This window comes from Novosphingobium sp. FKTRR1, from assembly GCF_020404405.1.
Lineage (GTDB): Bacteria > Pseudomonadota > Alphaproteobacteria > Sphingomonadales > Sphingomonadaceae > Novosphingobium.
This window is the reverse complement of the sequence record NZ_JAIZDA010000051.1, coordinates 1-15,251: the sequence shown is the minus strand read 5'-3', so window position 1 is coordinate 15,251 and position 15,251 is coordinate 1. Positions and strand designations below refer to the sequence as shown.

General features: G+C 62.4%; 16 protein-coding genes and 2 tRNA genes. 8 read left to right on the top strand and 10 right to left on the bottom strand.

The genetic code is table 11. The features are described from left to right. Nucleotides 1–88: 88 nt before the first annotated feature. From LDN95_RS21870 to LDN95_RS21855, 4 genes are all read right to left on the bottom strand, one after another. Nucleotides 89–838, bottom strand: a complete 750-nt coding sequence (locus LDN95_RS21870; protein WP_226019646.1) for an ArdC family protein — start codon at nt 836–838, stop codon at nt 89–91. A 173-nt stretch (nt 839–1,011) separates the two neighbouring features. Then, nucleotides 1,012–1,683, bottom strand: coding sequence for an RES family NAD+ phosphorylase (locus LDN95_RS21865; protein WP_226019645.1), 672 nt, complete (start codon nt 1,681–1,683; stop codon nt 1,012–1,014). Next, nucleotides 1,680–2,201, bottom strand: coding sequence for an antitoxin Xre/MbcA/ParS toxin-binding domain-containing protein (locus LDN95_RS21860; protein ID WP_226019644.1), 522 nt, complete (start codon nt 2,199–2,201; stop codon nt 1,680–1,682). The genes LDN95_RS21865 and LDN95_RS21860 overlap by 4 nt, the downstream gene beginning before the upstream one ends. A 63-nt stretch (nt 2,202–2,264) precedes the next feature. Beyond that, complete coding sequence (locus LDN95_RS21855) at nt 2,265–2,480, bottom strand: hypothetical protein (protein ID WP_226019643.1); 216 nt, start codon at nt 2,478–2,480, stop codon at nt 2,265–2,267. Nucleotides 2,481–2,642: 162 nt separating this feature from the next. Here LDN95_RS21855 and LDN95_RS21850 point away from each other — a divergent pair. Then, a tRNA-Leu gene (locus tag LDN95_RS21850) sits at nt 2,643–2,748 on the top strand. Nucleotides 2,749–2,753: 5 nt separating this feature from the next. Further along, nucleotides 2,754–2,829: transfer RNA gene (locus LDN95_RS21845), tRNA-Ile, on the top strand. A 98-nt stretch (nt 2,830–2,927) separates the two neighbouring features. On the opposite strand, the gene LDN95_RS21840 is transcribed toward LDN95_RS21845, so the two are convergent. Next, nucleotides 2,928–4,943 (bottom strand): ParB/RepB/Spo0J family partition protein, encoded by a 2,016-nt coding sequence (locus LDN95_RS21840; protein ID WP_226019642.1) that lies wholly within the window; start codon nt 4,941–4,943, stop codon nt 2,928–2,930. 197 nt (nt 4,944–5,140) lie between these two features. Here LDN95_RS21840 and LDN95_RS21835 point away from each other — a divergent pair, with 197 nt between their 5' ends. Further along, on the top strand, nt 5,141–5,416 hold the full coding sequence (locus LDN95_RS21835) for an HU family DNA-binding protein (RefSeq protein ID WP_226019647.1): 276 nt from the start codon (nt 5,141–5,143) through the stop codon (nt 5,414–5,416). Between the two features lie 58 nt (nt 5,417–5,474). Continuing rightward, nucleotides 5,475–5,735, top strand: coding sequence for a hypothetical protein (locus LDN95_RS21830; protein ID WP_226019641.1), 261 nt, complete (start codon nt 5,475–5,477; stop codon nt 5,733–5,735). 335 nt (nt 5,736–6,070) lie between these two features. On the opposite strand, the gene LDN95_RS23365 is transcribed toward LDN95_RS21830, so the two are convergent. Beyond that, nucleotides 6,071–6,253 (bottom strand): DUF6771 family protein, encoded by a 183-nt coding sequence (locus LDN95_RS23365; RefSeq protein WP_370631729.1) that lies wholly within the window; start codon nt 6,251–6,253, stop codon nt 6,071–6,073. Between the two features lie 99 nt (nt 6,254–6,352). Here LDN95_RS23365 and LDN95_RS21820 point away from each other — a divergent pair, with 99 nt between their 5' ends. Beyond that, nucleotides 6,353–6,961, top strand: a complete 609-nt coding sequence (locus tag LDN95_RS21820; RefSeq protein WP_226019639.1) for an SOS response-associated peptidase family protein — start codon at nt 6,353–6,355, stop codon at nt 6,959–6,961. Between the two features lie 12 nt (nt 6,962–6,973). Here LDN95_RS21820 and LDN95_RS21815 read toward each other — a convergent pair whose 3' ends face one another. Then, nucleotides 6,974–7,333 (bottom strand): thermonuclease family protein, encoded by a 360-nt coding sequence (locus tag LDN95_RS21815; RefSeq protein ID WP_226019638.1) that lies wholly within the window; start codon nt 7,331–7,333, stop codon nt 6,974–6,976. 44 nt (nt 7,334–7,377) lie between these two features. Then, complete coding sequence (locus tag LDN95_RS21810) at nt 7,378–7,854, bottom strand: hypothetical protein (protein WP_226019637.1); 477 nt, start codon at nt 7,852–7,854, stop codon at nt 7,378–7,380. Between the two features lie 576 nt (nt 7,855–8,430). On the opposite strand from LDN95_RS21810, the gene LDN95_RS21805 reads away from it, so the two are divergent. Further along, the gene (locus tag LDN95_RS21805; protein WP_226019636.1) at nt 8,431–10,161 is read left to right on the top strand and encodes an ATP-dependent endonuclease; all 1,731 of its coding nucleotides are present in this window, start codon (nt 8,431–8,433) and stop codon (nt 10,159–10,161) included. Next, nucleotides 10,158–11,552: a UvrD-helicase domain-containing protein gene (locus tag LDN95_RS21800; protein ID WP_226019635.1), complete on the top strand. Its 1,395-nt coding sequence runs from the start codon at nt 10,158–10,160 to the stop codon at nt 11,550–11,552. Before LDN95_RS21805 ends, LDN95_RS21800 begins: the two co-directional genes overlap by 4 nt. 86 nt (nt 11,553–11,638) lie before the next feature. Here LDN95_RS21800 and LDN95_RS21795 read toward each other — a convergent pair whose 3' ends face one another. Next, entirely contained in the window at nt 11,639–12,433 is a 795-nt protein-coding gene (locus LDN95_RS21795; protein WP_226019634.1) for a hypothetical protein, read from the bottom strand. Between the two features lie 409 nt (nt 12,434–12,842). Between LDN95_RS21795 and LDN95_RS21790 the strand changes: the two genes are divergently transcribed. Then, nucleotides 12,843–14,939 (top strand): ATP-dependent endonuclease, encoded by a 2,097-nt coding sequence (locus LDN95_RS21790; protein WP_226019633.1) that lies wholly within the window; start codon nt 12,843–12,845, stop codon nt 14,937–14,939. 199 nt (nt 14,940–15,138) lie between these two features. Here LDN95_RS21790 and LDN95_RS21785 read toward each other — a convergent pair whose 3' ends face one another. Further along, complete coding sequence (locus tag LDN95_RS21785; RefSeq protein ID WP_226018752.1) at nt 15,139–15,240, bottom strand: transposase domain-containing protein; 102 nt, start codon at nt 15,238–15,240, stop codon at nt 15,139–15,141. Between the last annotated feature and the right edge of the window lie 11 nt (nt 15,241–15,251).

The window sequence follows — 15,251 nt, the reverse complement described above, 5'->3', positions numbered from 1 at the left end:
ACGGTGGTCATCAGGCCGGATTACGCCAGCTTATGGATAGCGCTTCATCCGGCCTGATGCCCCCCTGCGTTGCGCTGAAGCATACCGATCAATGGTGCGTCAGGCGCGGTGCAGACTGTCCAGATAACGCAATCAGCTCTTCCATGGCGTAGGCACTGCTTCCGAAGCGGCCCTTCAGATCACGATCCAGGCGGGACTTATGCCCTGACCAATGCGAGCATTCGTGGCCGAGCGTGGCGTAATACTGATCGAACCCTGAGAAGAGCGTCGGCGAGGGCATCGTGATCCGATCAGCCACGGGCTCATAGTAGGCCTCATCGCCCTGGTGTCGCAGATGGATCGGGAGCGCTGCGAAGAAGGCATCGAGCTCGGCCACCCGGCCCTCCGGTCCCACCGGAGCGGTGACAGGCGCCGGATGGAACCGTTCCGGGAGGCCATCGACCTGGTCTGCGCTGAACACGGCATAGGCCTTGAGCACGCGGCGCGCTTCACTGGTGCGTTCGCCCGTGTCCGGCGCTTCGACCTCCTTGGCGTAGCTCTTGTAGAAGATGGCGATGGTGGATTTCTCGCCCTTGCGCACCTGCCCTCCGAGCAGCGCAGCCTGGCGATACGTCATCCAGTAGGGAGACGTAAAACCGCAGAAATCGGCGATCATCCAGAGCCAGAATACATTCAGCCCATGATAGGGGATACCGCAGGCACGCAAGGGTCGCGAGGTCGTCGTGCCCCGCCAGGGACGAATCCAGGGCCTGGTGCCGGCTTCGAGCCGGGCGATGATCTCGCGCGTGATGCGAGCCGCCGGACTCTCTTGGGTCTGGCGCGAAGCAAACTTCGACATGGGGGACCTCCTGACGAGCCGACAGGCACAAACGCCGTCTGGCTCGCCGCAGGCAAAGCCCCCTTTCCTCTCAATTCACGGATTGGTGGTCAGCAGGCCCATAAGGAATGAGAAACAGGGAAGCGTGTTCACGCGAACAGTGCCGCAGTCCCTCCGATGCCAGACTGTGTCCATCACGCAGACAGGCGCTTGACCACGATGTTTCTGCCACGGGCTTCCACGCTGATTTCAAAGTGGTCTGCTTGTACGACATCGATGACGTTGGCCGGTCGATAGGCGGCGATGTTTACACCCCCACGTCGGCGCATGCTGTCATAGAGGATGCCCGCCCCGCCCTCCTGGCGCACGGCTTCGCCAAAGCTCTGGGCGGCCTCGTAGCTTTCCTGCCCATAAAGGTCCGGGCAATCGACTTGCATGGCGCGAATGTCGCGATAGTCACCGAGCAGCGTGGCAGAATAGGTCCGGTAGACCCGCCTCATGCCCGGCACGTTTCGCGCGACCGCCTCGCGCCTCAGATGGTGCGCGACTTCGGCTGCAGCCGTCTCGATTTCTGGCGAGGAGTACCAGGCGCCAAGATCAGGTCCGTTGAAACGCATGCCGCCCGGCGCAACATGCAGGAAGCTCGCCATCACGACGCTGGAATTGGGTCGACCATAAACCCACTGGTCACGCGGAAGGCGGTTGATCCGCGCGGCAACCAGTCTGTCGTTGGTCCATCCGGCAAGTTCCATGACCGCCTCGGCATCAGCCGTGGTCGAAACCGTGTCGAACAGTCCAATCGGGGGAAAGCGCGATGGAACCAATCGGAAACTGGGCTGGGGCGCCTTCGAAAAGCGCGCAGTCACTGGAAAATGATCTCACCGTCTTCGTACGGCGCGAAGCCAACATCGGTGGTGCCAGGTGGCATATAGAGCCCGCCCCGTGCGGCATCGAGAAAACGCCGGACAACCATCAACCCGTCCTGCGTACCGCTGACGACCAGGTCGAGCGGCGGATGGCCGCCAAAGGCTGGCGCATCATGCGGTTGGCGGAGCCATGCCACGCCCTCATGCTCATCATTGAAAAGCACGCCCAAGGCTTGATGAATACCCAGGACCGCAGAAATTCGCGTGAGGACATCAACATCCAGCGTGAAAGCGCCATGCTCGCGCGCATGTTTGCACCAGCTATGATAGGTTGATCGCGATGGATAGCCGAGGATCAGGCGACGCTGCTCCTCGTTCAGCCCCCAAAGATCAGCAATGGCGAGGAACGTACGCAATCCCGGTGCGCTCAAGCGGCGCCGGTTGGCCGGCGCAAAGCGAGAGGGATCGAGCCCTCCTGCCGCCTGGGGTCCGTTGATCGCTGTACGAGGTTGTGCCATCGCTTTACTCCTGATCCGGATATAGTCCAAATTTGGACATTTCGCAAGTACGGCCGACGTCCGTCAGAAATGCGCGCGAACCGGCTTCCGGCCAGCAGCACGCGCCCGCTGTTCCATGCGCTCCAGCGCCGCGCGCTTGCGCGGGGTTCTGGCTCCCCCCTTGTTGCGGAGAACTTCAGTGACCGCAGTTTCGTCGGTTAGCTCAAGTTCACGCTTCCGTTCCTCGGCTTCCACCAGGTATGCATAGAAATCGAAACGCATTTCAGCCTCAATCGCCACTGGACCACGTGGGGACGAGCAAGCGCCACGGCCACGCTCGAACGGACGCCTCCGCATTTAAAAGGACGTCCAAAGCATAAGGCAAATTCACCACAGCACCAACGCGCGTCGGGAGCGAAGGCTTGCATCGGAAGTCCCATTGCCGCAAATGCCGCGCTTCATGCGGACGTGACGGAACCGGTAGACGTCGGGGACTTAAAATCCTCTGGGCCTTGCCCTTGCGGGTTCGAGTACCTTCGGTGGCCTCCGGCTCCCGCCGTCCGCACCAGGGTGGGGCCTGTAGCTCAACGGTTAGAGCTGGCCGCTCATAACGGCTAGGTTGCGGGTTCGAGTCCTGCCGGGCCCACCACTTCGATTTCCACACCGAGAAGACAGAGAAATGGAAAAAGCGGCCTCTTCCCGCACAGGAAGAAGCCGCTTCGCCCATCGCCGACCTGTCAGGAGAGTTCAGGCCGCTCGGGCTTCCGGAACGGGACCAAGGCCGACAGCCGAAGCTGCGTCGATGGCTTCGTCGCCATTGTCATCGACCGCATCCGTGGGGGTATCCGCGGAATCTGCGGCGTCCTGCTCACCAAAGCGCATCACCTCAGGCACCCAGGCGAGCGCCCGGTCGCGGACATCGCCTTCGGTAATGGTAGCCCCTGCAAAGACCCGTTCGGCGCTCATGGCGAGGTCACGCTTCTTGACCGACGCGAACCGGCTCGACAGCTCAGGCCCGCCGACATCGCCCAGGGCATCAAGGATCACTTGCTTCGACACCCTGTCGAAATAGTTTGCGGCCGTCGGTCGCCACCAGCGGGCCATGTCGATGCCGACAATGCCCCCAAGGTGGTCGATGAAGCCAATGCGCCGGTCACCGTCGAGGTTGAGGCTGGCTTCGAGCGTACGGCCGACCAGGAAGCCCAGCCAGCTTGCGCGGGCTTCGTCATCGAGACTGCGGAAAAGGTCGAACCGGGCAGCCGGATTTTCACCGGCGCGCCAGCTTTCATCGAGACTGGCCCGAAACTCGGCCAAGCCTGCGCTGGCCGGGGCATCAGCCGGTTCGAAGCCGACGATCGGGCCGTTCGGCACGCCACCGCGCAAGGTCGAGGCAGCCTTGTTCTTCCAGTCGGTCGTGTCTGCATCGGCAAGCGTGAAGACAAGCACGTCAAGGGCGAGCGACGGATCGGACGCCACATGGAGCGACAGCACATCGCGCCGCTGCATGGCGAGCTCATCGACAAGCCGCTTCGAAAGCACCGATCGGCGCGGACCGGCTGCGCCCTTTTCCGTGACGGCCTCGACACCATCGTCGTCGTCACCGTCGGGCCGCGGCACCCCTTCTCCGTAGAATACCGGCTGCAGGACGGGCGTGCCGTCGCGGCCGAGCGTCAGGATCATGCCCGCCTGTGGCCGCAGCTCAGGCGCGATGACCTGTGGGCGATCGCGAATGGCGCGGCTTTCATGGTCGATCCGCTCGATTTCGGTCTCGGCTGCGGCGATCGCATCGTCGTCGCTGTCTTCGTCTTCCAGGATTGCCGCCTGCTCGTCGTAAGCGGCATCGAGGGCTTCAAGCCGCGTGACATCATCGTCCGACAAGGGAGCCGGTTCGCTGACGAGGCGCGTCAGGCCCGTCGTCAGTTCATGGCTCGCGTAGTTGTCGAGCGTGGGGCGAACCCAGGCCAGGCCGTGTTGTTCGGCCAGGGCACGCGCCTCGGCTTCCATGCGCGCGGTCGCAAGCTGCTCGAGCAGCGCGACGTCGAGCCACGCCTCGCTGTCTTCGTCATCGAAGAGTTCACGCTCGATGCGGCCACCAGCGGCTTCATAGGCTTCGCGGCCCACAAGCCGCGCGCGCGGATCGTTGCCGCGCACGGTCTCGGACAGGACCATGCGCCGGATGCTCGCTGCATTGAGCGCGTAATACGACGTGGACATCTGCCCGAACACACGCGCCTGGATCTCGCGATCGGAGGTCGCGCCGAACGCCTTGGCAAGATCGAGCGTGATTTCACCGGCGGCCAGAGCCTCGAACACGACCGGCGCCAAGTTGGCGAGCCGCAGTCGTCCTTCGACAAAGCGCACGGTCAGGCCGAAGCGCCGGGCAACATCCTCGGCGCGCACGCCTTCGGCAACCAGCGTCGCGAAAGCCTGCGCTTCGTCTGCCGGGTTCATGTTCAACCGCTGGAAGTTCTCGGTCAGGCTCGATTCCACGGCATTCGCATCATCGGGATCGAGCACCAGACAGGCCACCGGATGATCGCGCGGCAGAACCTTGTCGTCGGCGAGCGCCATCAGGGCCTGGCGGCGGCGTTCGCCAGCTTCGACGGTGTAGCGCCCCTTGGGGGCAGCGCGAACGACGAGGTTCTGTAGCAGGCCGAGAGCCGCGATGCTGGCCTTGAGTTCGGCATCGGCCGCCACGTCCGAATGCTTGCGCACATTGCGCGGCGAGGGCGCGAGCTTGTTGAGGGGAATTCCTGAAATCATGAACTGGCTCCTGACTTGCGAGCCTCCGTGCACCGACCATCGGCCCGCCTGGCTCAAAGCCCCGCTCCCCCTTCCCTCCCGGCTTCGAAGGGCCCTCCGCCCGCAGTCGCCCGTGCCTCCTGATGGAAATGCGCGTGGCTGGACGATGCGCCGCTTGCGGGTTAGTCATTCCCGCGAATTCTAGAGGGCCACTCACGATGAATAGTGCCGAACTCGCCGAAGCCGTTGCCAACGGCCACGGTCTGACCAAGACCGATGCACGCAAGATCGTCGACGCCGTCTTCGAGGCGATCGCGGATGCCGCCGCCAAGGGCGACGAAATTTCGCTGAATGCGTTCGGCAAGTTCAAGATCAAGGACACGCCGGCTCGTGAGGGTCGTAACCCGTCGACCGGCGCGACGATCCAGATCGCTGCTGCGCGCAAGCTGACCTTCGCGCCCGCCAAGGCGGTGAAGGACAAGATCAACGCCTGATCGATCGGGCGTCCGGTCGAACCGGACGCCCTGCCTTCTTCGGGTAGATGGACGAGAAATGGATTTCGACGACCAGATGCAGCGCTATTTCGGGGCAACCGACCTTGGTGCGGTCAGCCCGGCGGCGCTCGACGCGGGCAAGGAACGACTGGCGGTCGATTTCGGGCTCGAGCAGGATCGCGGCCGCAGGTTTGCGATGTGGGCGCTGATGCACATTATCGGCAACGCCCCGGATCTCGACGTCGCCTTCAAGGAGGCAAACGACCGGAACGCAGCGCGCGATTTCATGGATATGCTGGGTCGCGTGACCGACAACTGAGCCCGTCAGGCCCGAAAACGCCGAACGGCGCGCTTCCATTCACGCTCGTCGGGCCATGGCAGGATCACATCGACAGCCGATGGCTTTGCCGTCTCGATCCTGACGGACATGATCTTTCTGCGGGTTCGGATCCCGCAGACCCTGCACCAGAAGTGGGACCGGGCCTCAGCGAAACGGTCGTCCCAGTGTCGCTGCTGGAACAGCCACCACAGGCCATGCGGATTGAAGGTCGAAGCATGGCCACACCGGCAAACGGGTTTGATCGCCTGGTGGAAGCAGGCAGCCTCAAAGATGCACGTGGCCTGGTGCGTTCCTTCGGCCGTCCAGCGCACTGGTCACAGCGCGAAGGCAAGCTGGTCATCGCCGCCAGTGTCACGGCGTTTGTCGCTCAGAATGACCGACGCGAGTTCTTGCGCTGCATCCTCGCGCATCCGTTGATCAGAGGCGGTTATGCCGACACGCGCCCAACCGGGCGCGGCAAGGATGGCCTGGGCTATGGTGTCATGGTCGATTCGCACGACTCATATTGGAACATATAAGGAACATTGGCGCAAGACGGAGCACCGGAAGCGTGCTCTCCGATTGACTTCCCGGCCGAGCCAAGATGAACTCCGCGCGTGTGCAACCTTTACAAGATGCGGGCCAATGTCGCCGAAGTCGGGCAGCTTTTTGGCGCCCGCGCGACCGTCGGCGCCAACTTTGGCGAAGAAGTCTATCCCGGCTATCCCGGCCTCGTCGTGGCGGAAGGAACAGCCCGAACGATGACCTGGGGCTTTCCGCTGACGCTCAAAGGCAAGCAGGGACAGCCGCTCAAGCCCAAGGCCGTCAACAACGCCCGAGAGGACAAGCAGGCGACGCCATTCTGGCGTGACAGCTTCGTCAAGCGGCGGTGCCTGATCCCGGTCACGGCCTGGGCGGAAGCCGAAGGCCAGAAAGGACGGATGACCCGCACCTGGTATTCGCTGGCGGGTGCCGAACTTTTCGCGGTCGCCGGTATCTGGCGACCGACGCACGAGTGGGGCGAGGCTTACAGCATGGTCATGGTCGATGGCTGCCAACAGATGGCCGAAGTCCATGACCGGATGCCCGTCGTGCTCGCACCGGACGACTGGTCGCGCTGGCTTGCAGCCGAGCCGGACGAAGCCTTCGCGCTTTGCCGCCCGTGTCCTTATCCGCTTACGGTGGAGCGCACAGACCAAGCCTGGGTCAGGTCACGCGGCACCTGAGCGCACCGAGCATCAGTTCCAGCGCCTGGCGAGGCCACGACCGATCAGCCAGTCTCCGACATCGACGCCCTTGACCCGGATCAGCGCGAGCGTGCGACCGTAGCGATCAAGGCCCTGACGCACGACGACAACGCGCCCCTTGGCGACAAAGGTGCGGAGTGCGTCGCGCGACGCATAGCCCTTCTTGAAATCGCACCAGGCATAGCGAGCGCGATAGTCCTGGCACTTAGGCGAATCCGGGAGTTCCGGGGCGTCGATGTCGGCGAGGCGAATGCGTTCGGATCCGCACCGGATCGTGTCGCCATCGTGGACCGACATCGATGGGCACAACGTGCTGGCGGCCCCAATCGCAAGGAAGGAAAACAAGGACATAGGCCGCTTCTATCGTTACCTCTGCCGCAAGGCCAGCCGGCAACTCAGGACTGGTCGGCACCCGATACGCCGGTGTCGTCGCCATCGACGACCAGTGGCGGGATAGTGATGTCGGCGGCATCGAAATAGGCGAGGATCGCCTCGATCGAGCCGAGCTTCTCGACCATGCGCCGCGTGATGACGACTTCATCGACCTCGTCAGCTGCGTAATATTCCGGTTCGGTGCCACGCTCGAACACCACGCGCTCACCGCCGCATTCGCCAGAAAATGCGCCCGACCAGCGGGCAAACGGCACCTGCCTGGAAATGCACCATCGCTCCAGGGCGTCGAAACGCCCCCACGCAACCTCGTGCGCATGAAGCGTCAAAGACTGTCCGGGGACGCGGTGGGCAGGATCAAAGATTTGACCATCCCATTCTGTGGACAGGTCTTCGTCCACGATCAGCTTGAGCAAATGGGTAAAGTCTTCGGACGACAGCGCGCCGCCGAGCGTGATTGATGCAGATACACGATCAACCATGAGGGTCTCCTTATCTCAGGGAGTGAGGGGGTATGGGCGCGGCCGCACAACGCCGGCGCGAAGGTGCACTTGCACAAACTGCAACGGCACTCTCGCCCTTCGCACTTGCAGCATCGACGTGCGAGGTTCAGGGAGGTCGTGCCTTTCAGGCATCCTCTCCCAAACTTTCAAGGCCGGTCTTCTGATCGGCCTTTTCTTTTCACCACAAGGTGGATGGCGCACCGTTCAGCAGGTTGCGAACACGGGCGAAATCATCGAGGCTGCGCGAATAGCTGTCAGTTGGCGCCTTAAACCCGGACATTTGCGTTTGAGTTTGGGATTATCGATTCCTGCTGTTCGTTAATCACGCTTTCGGGAAGGGTGAAGGACTAGGCTTGGGACTTTGCTGCCTTTCACGAGCGATAGATCGAACGGCAGATTTTGTCGGGAGCCGACATATGACGTTCGCCCGCCGCATCTCACAGACGTGATGAGGGTAACGTCACGCTAGTCAAAGCAGGAAGATCCGTTGGGTCTACGTCTTGCGTGTATCCGACATCCTCGTCAGCATTAGTAGCCAATACGAGAGGGGGGTGAATGCCAGCGATTCGGCAACTTGACGTCAGCAACTTCAGAGGGATTGCTAACCTTTCATGGACACCTGGAGCCGGGATCAACGGCCTCATCGGCCCCGGAGACTCCGGCAAATCGACCATACTCGACGCAATCGACATGGTGCTGACTCCACGGAGAACCGCCAGCTTTACCGACGCAGACTTCACCGGATTGGACACGGCTGCCGAGATCAACATCAATGCCACCATCGGTGACATCCCGGAAGCGCTTCTCGAGTTCGAGCGCTACGGAATGTTCCACCGAGGGTGGGACCGGGATTTCGGGATATCAGACGAGCCAGAGCAGGGTGACGAGATCGTCGTCACGATCCGGCTGACCGTCGGCGCAGACCTCGACCCCCGATGGACCCTCTATTCGGAACGGGCGGAGGCGGACGATAGCCTTCGCGACTTGCCGTACGCGGAACGGGTGAGGCTCGCTCCCACCCGCTTGGGCGCCTTCGCGGGCCATCATCTGGCTTGGGGAGCGCGCAGCGTATTGAACCGAATTTCGGATGTCCGGCCAAATGCCGGTAGCGCCCTCGCCGACGCGGCTCGTCAGGCCCGTGCCGCGTTCGGCAATGCCGCTGCGCCGGAGGTTGCAGGTACCATCGAGTTGGTCCGAGCTGTTGCCGAGAACATCGGAGTACCTGGTGCCGCCGACGCCGAAGCGCTTCTCGATGCGCATGGTGTCAGCTTCGGCGCTGGATCAATTGCGCTGCACGATGGGAAAGGCGTGCCCCTTCGAAACTTGGGCATTGGGAGCTCTCGCCTTCTTGTCGCCGGCCTTCAGACCCTTGCGGGCAATTCGTCCCCGATCACACTCATGGATGAGCTTGAACACGGGCTGGAGCCTTTCCGCATCATCAGGCTTCTCCACGAGCTTGGATCCAAGCGGGCTGCGCCGCCGAGACAGGTTTTCCTGACAACCCATTCGCCAGTCGTCGTTCGCGAACTCTCGGCTCAACAGCTGTGGAAGGTTGGAAAGGACCCAGCAACGGGCGAATCCAACATGTACCGGCTCGGGCGTGACGCCTCTCACCAAGGCACGCTGCGAGCATGCGCCGATGCCTTCCTGGCACCTAGCGTGCTCGTTTGCGAGGGAGCCACGGAGGTCGGCGTCATTCGCGGTCTGGATCTATATTGGACCGACCTAGGTGAGCAGGCGATCGGCGCCTGTGGAGTGGCTGTAGCCGATGGGACAGGCTCCAACATGCTGCAGCGCGCGCTCTCCTTCGCCAGAGCTGGCTACCGCACGGGCCTCTGGCACGATGCAGACAAGGAGCTTGACGCCGGCGAGTTGCAGGCTCTTGAGGATGCCGGCGTAACCCGATTCTTCTGGGATGAACCGTTCACCACCGAGATGCAGATCTTCGACTCGGTGCCCGACGACGCGCTCACACCGCTCGTGGAGCGCGCGCAGGAATGGCATGGCGTCGACAGCGTCAACGACCAGATAAGAGCTCGAAAGCCCGATTTTGATCTAGTGACGGCCAGTCTTCTGGGCTTCGATGATGATGATCGTGTGGCGCTAGGCATCGCTGCCAGCAAGGGGAAGTGGTATAAGAACGTGAGCTATGGCGAGATCATCGGGCGCGAGGTTATCGGACCCTATCTCGATCAAAGCGAAGGCCGACTTCCACAAGTCGTTACTGCCTTAAGAGCCTGGATCAGGAACGATCTCGCCACCGAAGATTGTGGCGCAGCTGAGTGACGCTTTTTCAACTCGATCCGGGTTCCGTGGTCGCGCCGGCCGGATGCGGCAAGACCCAGACTATCGTTGACGCCTTCGACGGGTACGACGGCCTTCCTGTGCTGGTCCTTACCCACACCAACGCTGGTGTGACAGCCCTTCGGAGCCGATTTGCCCGCGCGGGTGTGCACACATCGAAATACAAGCTGTCCACGCTCGACGGCTGGGCCTTGCGCCTGATCCGCGTCTATCCGAAGCTGGCTGGCCACGCGAACACCGACGGCCAGATCAACTACCCGGCCACCCAGGACGGCGCGATTGCGGTCCTCGAAAGCGGCGTAATTGATTCTGTCCTGCGCGCTAGCTACGGTCGGGTCGTTGTCGATGAATACCAGGATTGCTCGGAGCGCCAGCACAGGTTGATCAGGGCGTTGCGAGATGTTCTCGACTGCCATGTCCTAGGCGACCCGCTTCAGTGCATTTTCAACTTCAATGCCGGAACGCATCCCGACTGGGAGCTCGATGTGATGGCTGATTTTCCGGTGGTACGGGAGCTTGGTCAACCGCATCGCTGGCTAAACGCTGGACAAGGTGCCTTCGGCCAGTGGATCCTCGACTGCCGTGAAACGTTGCTAACCGGAGGACAGATCGACCTATCGGCGGCTCCCGAGAACGTCCGGTGGGAGGACCTGCCAGATGCGGGAGCCGCCCGAGAAGCCGCCTATGAAGCGGCAATCAACACTGTGAATATGGGTGAGGGACGCGGACTTCTCATCATTGGCGATCCGTTTCCGGTTCAACGACGGCTCGACTTTGCCCGTGCTCACGATGGCGTGCAGGTCATTGAACCAGTTGATCTGACCGACTTGATCGTCGCCGCAGCGTCTATCGGGGCGGCAGAGAACGTCGATCAGGCAGTAGAGACGCTTCAATTTGCGGACACCGTGATGACCGGCGTCCTCCATCCGCTAGCCAAACGACTAAATGCACTGCTCGAAGGACAAGATGTGCCTGCGGCGGATCCGCTGGAGGCAGCCTGCATCAGAATCTGCCAAGGTGAAGGGCTCCGCGCTGTACGGGAGGTGCTGGAGCGGCTTGCCCGGACGCACGGCCGACACGTCTACCGGCCCCATTTAGTTGGCGCGATGATCGCAGCACTCTCGAGATCGATTGCCCACAATATACCATTGCGCGAGGCGGCCATCGCAGAGCGAGAAGCACAGCGAGTGAAGGGACGTTCGCTCCCCAAAAAGGGAATCGGAAGCACGTTGCTTGTGAAAGGCCTCGAGACTGATCACGCGATCGTACTTAACGCCAATACGATGACCCCGGCCCACCTCTACGTGGCGATCAGCCGCGCATCGACTTCTCTGACGGTGTTCTCCTCCTCAGCGCTTCTCCCGTTGGGCTGATTATCTGGTCATAGTCGCCTGCCGCCGCTCGATTTCGCGACGCCCCAGGAACTGCAATTATGACACGAGCCGGTCGTCCATTGTCCTCACCTGCCATTCTTCTTGCCCTTACCACTCCCCGCAGTCCTGCCAGCATTTAGCTGGCTGGACGCATGAGGCGTCAGCGTGGCGTGGCGCGGCCAGACAGCGTCCGAGCCATTCTTGGCGCAGCGAAAATGCTCGACTCCCTTGTGCAGATCGCGCGAGCAGATCTCATACATGCTAGTGCGCTTTGCGGTTTCCCACCGCCCGGGCTGCGCGGTGAACTTCGACTTTCCGTGGGCATGGCGCTCGACGAACAGTGGGCGCAGCCTATCGAGCCCCTTAGCGGGCTCCACGATCTTCCATCGCGTGTCGAAGCTCAGGATGACGTCAGAGCGTCGGTGATGCACATCGATGTAGTGGAAGTGCCATTTGACGCCCCCATGCTCTTCCCGCTCAAGGCCATCGTCGCCACCGGGCAGCATAATGCGCAGGAAAAGGGCGACGTTCTCGGGGACGCTCTCGACCAGCGGCACGTAGCGAACGGGCTGGAGGAAGCCGCGGACGATCTGGCGCATCGGCGCGCGGCGCGGGATCAGCCCATAGACATAATTACCCCCGGCACCATCGCCCCCGGACGCTGCCGCAGGCGGTGGCCAATTCTCGCTGCGCAAAGCATGATCCAGGGCCTCGATCAGTTCGCCGGCTCGGCGCTGCTCATAGTCGAATTCATGATCGAATTGCGGAAGTGGCAGCGCCTCCGGCTCGATAATCGGTTCCTCCGTACCAAAAGCATCTTGCTCGAGCAGGCGATTACGCTGCAGCCGAAGCCGGAGGGCAAGGTCGGTAAGCGCAGCCATTGCGTAAGGTTCCGTTGGAGGGGATCGAAGGAGGAAGAGGCAGTCAATTCGAAAAGCACCGGATGGTAGCGCACGTTAGGTACCATCTGGCAAGCGAGTAGCAGCTTCTGGCAGAAGCTGTTGGTCAAAGTAACAGTGCCAAATGTCTTGAATTGGTCGACATTTGGTGAAGGCGGGACCCACGAATGGCAGTTCAAGAGGTGTTTTCCGTTGTCCGAAAGCAGCCGCATACCGCGAGCAACGCATCGACATGTTGATGCAAATAGGCCTTCGAAGATCACTGCGACGAGCCGTCATATGTCCGATGACGGCCTCCGCCCTCAACTACCCCTTGAACAAATCTAGAACGTCCAACATTATGGCTATCGGACAATTCTCCAGATGAGATGGCTATTGGGGCGAACGGGCGATGCGGCTGCTGCGATACAGAGTGACGAACTTCCGGTCGGTCGAGGACAGTGGCTGGATCGACGCTGACGACGTGACGGCCCTCATCGGTGTCAACGAGTCCGGCAAGTCGAACCTCCTCCTCCCGCTGTGGAAGCTGAAGCCCGCCCGCGAGGGCGAGATCCGGCCGACGTCCGACTATCCGAAGACGATGTTCGCCGAGATCCGCGAGAACCCCGCTCGCTTCCGCTTCATCTCCGCTGAGTTCGCCACCGGGCCGCTTGGCCCGCGCGTCGCCACGCTGGCCGGCATCAGCCCGGAGGAGGCGGAGGTCGTCCGCGTCGACCGCTACTTCAACGGCGGCTACATCCTCAGCTTCCCAGGTCACAAGCACGCCACGACCGCGCCAGCGGAGGACGTAGCGGCCATCCTCCAGGCGGCGACGACCGAAATCGGCGGGATGCCCGCGCTCGCCAAAGAGGAGACCCAGAAGGCCGAGCTCATCTCGGGGCTGCAGTCGGCTACGCTCGAACTCCCCGAGGCTTCGATGCCGGCCGACGCGCTTGCAGCGCTTGCCGAGGCACTCCGCGCCCTCGCTCCGTCAGCGCCCGCGAAGACCAGCAGCATCTTCCCGCGGCTTGAGGCACTGGCCGCCAGCATAGACGAGCTTCAGGCTCGCGTGTCGGCACCTGATCCGGGTGCGATCGAGGCGGTCCGGACCGCCATCCTGAATCGCGTACCGCGGTTCGTCTACTATTCGAACTACGGCAACCTCGACTCCGAGATCTATCTGCCCCACGTCGTAGACAACCTCGAGCGGGAAGATCTCGGCGAGAAAGAGGCGGCCAAGGCGCGCACGCTGCGCGTGCTGTTCAGCTTCGTGCGGCTCGAACCGGGTGAGATCCTGGAACTCGGCAGGGACGAGACGCCCAACAACTCACGCCGACCGACGGAAGCCGAGATCGCCGAAGTCGCCGAACGCAAGCGCGAGCGCTCCATCCTGCTGCAGTCGGCGGGGACGACGCTCACCTCGCGCTTCAAGGATTGGTGGAGGCAGGGCGACTACCGCTTCCGCTTCGAGGCGGACGGAAACCACTTTCGCATCTGGGTCGCCGACGATCGGCGGCCAGCCGAGGTCGAACTCGAGGGCCGCAGCACCGGTCTCCAGTGGTTCCTCAGCTTCTATCTCGTCTTCCTTGTCGAGAGCGGCGGGGAGGGCGAGCACGACAACGCGATCCTGCTGCTCGACGAGCCCGGCCTCTCGCTCCACCCGCTGGCGCAATACGACTTGTCTAAGTTCTTCGACAACCTGGCCACCACGAACCAGCTCATCTTCACCACCCACTCGCCTTTCCTGGTCCATGCCGACCGGCTGGACCGCGCACGCAAAGTCTACGTGGACGAGAAGGGCACGACCAAGGCCACGTCCGACCTGCGCAAGGGCGCGGAGCTCCAACCCGGCGCCGCCTATGCCGTGCACTCGGCGCTCGGGCTGAGCGTCGCCGACAGCCTGATGCTCGGCTGCCAGCCCGTGATCGTCGAGGGAAGCTCGGACCAGCATTACCTCACCGCTATTAAGACCCTGCTCGTCGCCTCCGGCCGCCTGAAGCCGGTGCGGGAGTTCGTGTTCCCGCCGGCAGGGGGGACCAAGAACACCCGCATGGTTGCGAGCATCCTGACGGGCCGGGACGAGGCGCTCCCCTTCATGATCTTGGACGGGGACACGATGGGCAGAAAGCTCGCCAAGGAACTCGGCACCAGCCTCTACCAGGAGCATGCCGACCGCCTCATCAGCGTCGACGATCACACGGGTATGGAGGGATCGGAGATCGAGGACCTGATCCCAACCGACGTGATGGCAGCCGTCATCGACCGCATGTACCGCAACGCCGACACTGAGTTCGCCGACACGCTTGAGACCGGAAAACCGATACTCGGGCAGATCGAGGCGTGGGCCGCGGTGCAGAGGGTCGACCTCCAGCCAGGCTGGAAGGTGGAGCTTTCGAAGCGGGTCAAGCAGCACCTCCTCACCAAGGGCATGGCCATCGTGAAGCAGGAATACGGGGACCGCTGGCAGCGGCTGTTCGACACACTAGGTTCGACGAGCGCTCCAGCCTAACCGCCCGCCCCATCGGCTAGACGACCGACTGGTTTGCGCGATCGGAATGGCGGCTTCCAGCAAGAGCCGCCGCTCAAATCAACGACGCTGAATGTGTTGAGCTGGTCGGAAGCGACCAGTTGCACCCAGTCGTCGAATGTCCGCTATACTGCCATCGCTGGATTAAAGCAGTCGTTCCGGTCAGTCGTAAGCGGTGTTTTCAGACCACGGGCGTCCAGGGCACGAGCTCGCCAACAACGTTGGCTGGGTGACCGCCGGCTAACTTCGTGAGCGTGTCGGTCAACCAGACGTGTGGGTTGATGCCGGTCAGCT

What these genes read in the sequence shown, in the direction of transcription:
- LDN95_RS21870 (WP_226019646.1), bottom strand. Translation starts at nt 838, where the DNA reads ATGTCGAAGTTTGCTTCGCGCCAGACCCAAGAGAGTCCGGCGGCTCGC.
- LDN95_RS21860 (WP_226019644.1), bottom strand. Translation starts at nt 2,201, where the DNA reads ATGGCACAACCTCGTACAGCGATCAACGGACCCCAGGCGGCAGGAGGG.
- LDN95_RS21840 (WP_226019642.1), bottom strand. Translation starts at nt 4,943, where the DNA reads ATGATTTCAGGAATTCCCCTCAACAAGCTCGCGCCCTCGCCGCGCAAT.
- LDN95_RS21835 (WP_226019647.1), top strand. Translation starts at nt 5,141, where the DNA reads ATGAATAGTGCCGAACTCGCCGAAGCCGTTGCCAACGGCCACGGTCTG.
- LDN95_RS21830 (WP_226019641.1), top strand. Translation starts at nt 5,475, where the DNA reads ATGGATTTCGACGACCAGATGCAGCGCTATTTCGGGGCAACCGACCTT.
- LDN95_RS21815 (WP_226019638.1), bottom strand. Translation starts at nt 7,333, where the DNA reads ATGTCCTTGTTTTCCTTCCTTGCGATTGGGGCCGCCAGCACGTTGTGC.
- LDN95_RS21810 (WP_226019637.1), bottom strand. Translation starts at nt 7,854, where the DNA reads ATGGTTGATCGTGTATCTGCATCAATCACGCTCGGCGGCGCGCTGTCG.
- LDN95_RS21805 (WP_226019636.1), top strand. Translation starts at nt 8,431, where the DNA reads ATGCCAGCGATTCGGCAACTTGACGTCAGCAACTTCAGAGGGATTGCT.
- LDN95_RS21795 (WP_226019634.1), bottom strand. Translation starts at nt 12,433, where the DNA reads ATGGCTGCGCTTACCGACCTTGCCCTCCGGCTTCGGCTGCAGCGTAAT.
- LDN95_RS21790 (WP_226019633.1), top strand. Translation starts at nt 12,843, where the DNA reads ATGCGGCTGCTGCGATACAGAGTGACGAACTTCCGGTCGGTCGAGGAC.